General features: G+C 69.5%; 4 protein-coding genes. All 4 read right to left on the reverse strand.

What is annotated here, in order from left to right; all coding sequences use genetic code 11:
• Nucleotides 1–465 precede the first annotated feature (465 nt).
• The 4 genes from AC5LSR_RS24050 to AC5LSR_RS24065 all read right to left on the reverse strand — a co-directional run bounded on the left by AC5LSR_RS24050 (nucleotide 466) and on the right by AC5LSR_RS24065 (nucleotide 2504).
• On the reverse strand, nucleotides 466–945 hold the full coding sequence (locus tag AC5LSR_RS24050) for a DUF3592 domain-containing protein (RefSeq protein ID WP_250292204.1): 480 nt from the start codon (nucleotides 943–945) through the stop codon (nucleotides 466–468).
• Between the two features lie 272 nt (nucleotides 946–1217).
• Complete coding sequence (locus AC5LSR_RS24055) at nucleotides 1218–1745, reverse strand: TetR/AcrR family transcriptional regulator (RefSeq protein WP_493465863.1); 528 nt, start codon at nucleotides 1743–1745, stop codon at nucleotides 1218–1220.
• 175 nt (nucleotides 1746–1920) lie between these two features.
• Nucleotides 1921–2208, reverse strand: coding sequence for a type II toxin-antitoxin system RelE family toxin (locus AC5LSR_RS24060; RefSeq protein WP_047221767.1), 288 nt, complete (start codon nucleotides 2206–2208; stop codon nucleotides 1921–1923).
• Nucleotides 2205–2504: a type II toxin-antitoxin system Phd/YefM family antitoxin gene (locus AC5LSR_RS24065; protein ID WP_047221768.1), complete on the reverse strand. Its 300-nt coding sequence runs from the start codon at nucleotides 2502–2504 to the stop codon at nucleotides 2205–2207. Before AC5LSR_RS24065 ends, AC5LSR_RS24060 begins: the two co-directional genes overlap by 4 nt.
• Between the last annotated feature and the right edge of the window lie 192 nt (nucleotides 2505–2696).

Genomic DNA, 2696 nt, shown 5'->3' on the forward strand with positions numbered 1-2696 from the left:
GGGGCGGCGGCTTCCCCCACAGGACCAGCATCCTGACCGCCACCGGCCGCTCCCGCCGCCCTTTGACCGTCGTTGACCGGGGCCGGACAGGCCCCGCCGCTGGCGCGCTCGTCCTGCTGTTCGGCCTGCCGGTCAGCCGCATCTCCGCCCCGACATCACCGAACGCACGGCCATCACCACCACGACAAGCCCCGCCGGCCGCACCATCACCCTTGTGCAGGCCTGATGCGGGGCGGGGCCACCTTCACCCTGAGGCCATTTTCGGGTCAGGATGTCGACGAGGCCGCCTTCCTGGAGAGCAATCTGATCCGATTGGGTGGATGGTGATTTCCGGGCCTTAAATCAAGATTGTTCTGTTCTTCCGGTGACACGTCAGGTCCATCAGGTTGCCCCTTGTGGTCACCCTTCGAGGGGATCCGGGCGGCCGGGCAGCGTGAACGTCTCCGGTCCGGACCCGGTCCCGCGTCACGGGGACAGCGCGGTGACGAGACAGCAGATCCCGGCGGCGGCCCACATCCCGGCCCAGACGAACCGTCCCACATCGCGTCCGGTCGATCCGATGGAGAACACCGTCGGGTCGGCCTCGTGGTGGACGAGTACCCGCCGCCCTACCCGGTAGTTGCGTTCCGTCGCCGACCGGGCCCAACCGACGTGGCGGGTGCCGTCGCGGGTGACGTACTCCACCTTCGGCCGGTAGAAGGTCACGTCGTCACCGTGTTCCTTCCTGTCGACGTCGACGACGACGCCCTGGGCCACACGGCCGGTCAGCCGGCTCACGAGCCGGCGTTGCAGGCGCCAGAGCTGCTCGACGGCCCAGGCCAAGAGCAGAACACCCCCGATGCCCAACCCCCAGCGGCTCTCCGTCCCGCCTTCGGTGCCGCCGGCCAGCGATACGTGCGGCTCGGCGAGGCCGGTGACGGCCCATGCGGCCGACAGGAGCTCCACGCGATCGCCCGCCCCTCCACATCGCCTGTCCGGACCCGGCGTGAGCCGGTGTTTTTCCCCGCGGCTACGGAACGGCGCAAACACCCCCATGCAAGGTAACTGATCCGTTGCGGGTATGCCTTCCGTGGCGCTGCCGTGGGTGGTCTCGATGGTGCGGCGTGAGACGGGGAGCGGATCGCCCGGTCCGGTGAAGCTGTCGCGGCGGGGCCATGGCCGGGGTGTCACCGTCTCCCATGAGCGGACCCACGATGGCAGGTGTCCTCGCGCCCGGATTACGCTCGCGGTCGTCGCAGCAGTTCCTCGACGGTCGACGCGACACGGCGGCTCATCTCGTCGGGGGTCGTGCCGAGAGCGGTGCAGCGGGCCTCGACGGGGCCGTCGAGCCACAGCGTCACATAGCCGATCGCCAGCGACCAGAACATGTGCAGCACGGGCTCCGGGTCGCCGGGAGGAACAGCGCCTTCGTCCTGCGCGGCCAGGACGGTCGACCGTAGCAGCTCGATCGGACGTGCTCCTGCCGCCGTCACCTCCGGGTGCGCGGCTGGCTCGGCGAGTTCGGGGCGCAGCATCACGCGCATGTGCGCGGAATGGTCGGCGGCGAAGCCGGCGTAGGCCACGAGCAGGTCGCGTAACGCGGCGACGGCGTCGGAACCGCCGGCCCGAGCGGCGTCGAGCCGGGTGAACAGCAGGTCGTGTCCGTCGACGACAATCGCCGCGAACAGCGCCGCACGGTCGGTGAAGTGGTGGTACGGCGCGCCCGAGCTGACTCCGAGCTCCCGCGACGTGCCGACCACCATCATCGAAACCGCCGAGTCCTCATCACGACCGGCGCCATCCCCGGCCACTGAACGCACCGGCAGCCGATCGAGCCGGCACGGCCAGCCGAGAGCAGCGACGACGCTCAGCCCTCCGAACCGGGGACTTAATGGGCGCATGTGACAGCAGGGGTCCCAATATCCTCGTCGGGTCTCTCGGTCAGCGTGAGCGGTACGCGTCGGACCGATGTTCGACGGCGGTTACGGTAACGGTACGGTTCTCCTCATCGATCTCGTACAACACCCGGTAGCTGCCGCGCCGGGCGGACCAGGTGCCCTCGTACGGTGGGAGCAGGAGGCGTTTGCCGAGCCGGTGGGGGTTGTTCAGGAGCGTGGTCGTGATGAACTCGTGGACGGCCGCCGCGATCTTCTCGGGCGGTCTGCCGGCGAGAGCGCGTGCCGCGGGGCCGGTGATCAGAAGTTTGAACGGCTCGCCGGTCTCACTCATGTCGCGCGAGGCCGCTCGGCGCTCCGCGCCCGTTTCACCATGAGCGCGGTGAGCTCCTCGGCATCGAGCACGTCGCCGGCTTCGACCGCGTCTCGGGACTCCGCGAGCTGCCGCATCGCCTCCCGGCTCGCCAGCACATCCAGTGTCTCCTCCAGCGCCGCGAGGTCATCGGGGGAGATGAGGACCGCCACGGCGTGCCCATGACGGGTGATCTCCACCCGCTCATGGGTCCGCTCCACCTCGTCGATGAGCTCCGACAGGCGGTTGCGCGCATCGGTGAACGGCATGACGGTCATAGCGTCGAGCGTACCAGGAACTGGCGCGAACTAAAGGCAGATTGCTGGCACGGCGTGCGTGTGGACCGCGCTCTCGCGCCTGTCCGCGAGCTCGTCGGCGTGCGGGTAGTCGAGGCGGCGGTCGTCACAGTCGAGGCCGGGGAATCTGGCGAAGCGGCCGGACCGGGCGTCGTCGCTTCGGGTGGGTGCAGA

The organism is Protofrankia sp. CiP1_Cm_nod4 (assembly GCF_982290645.1).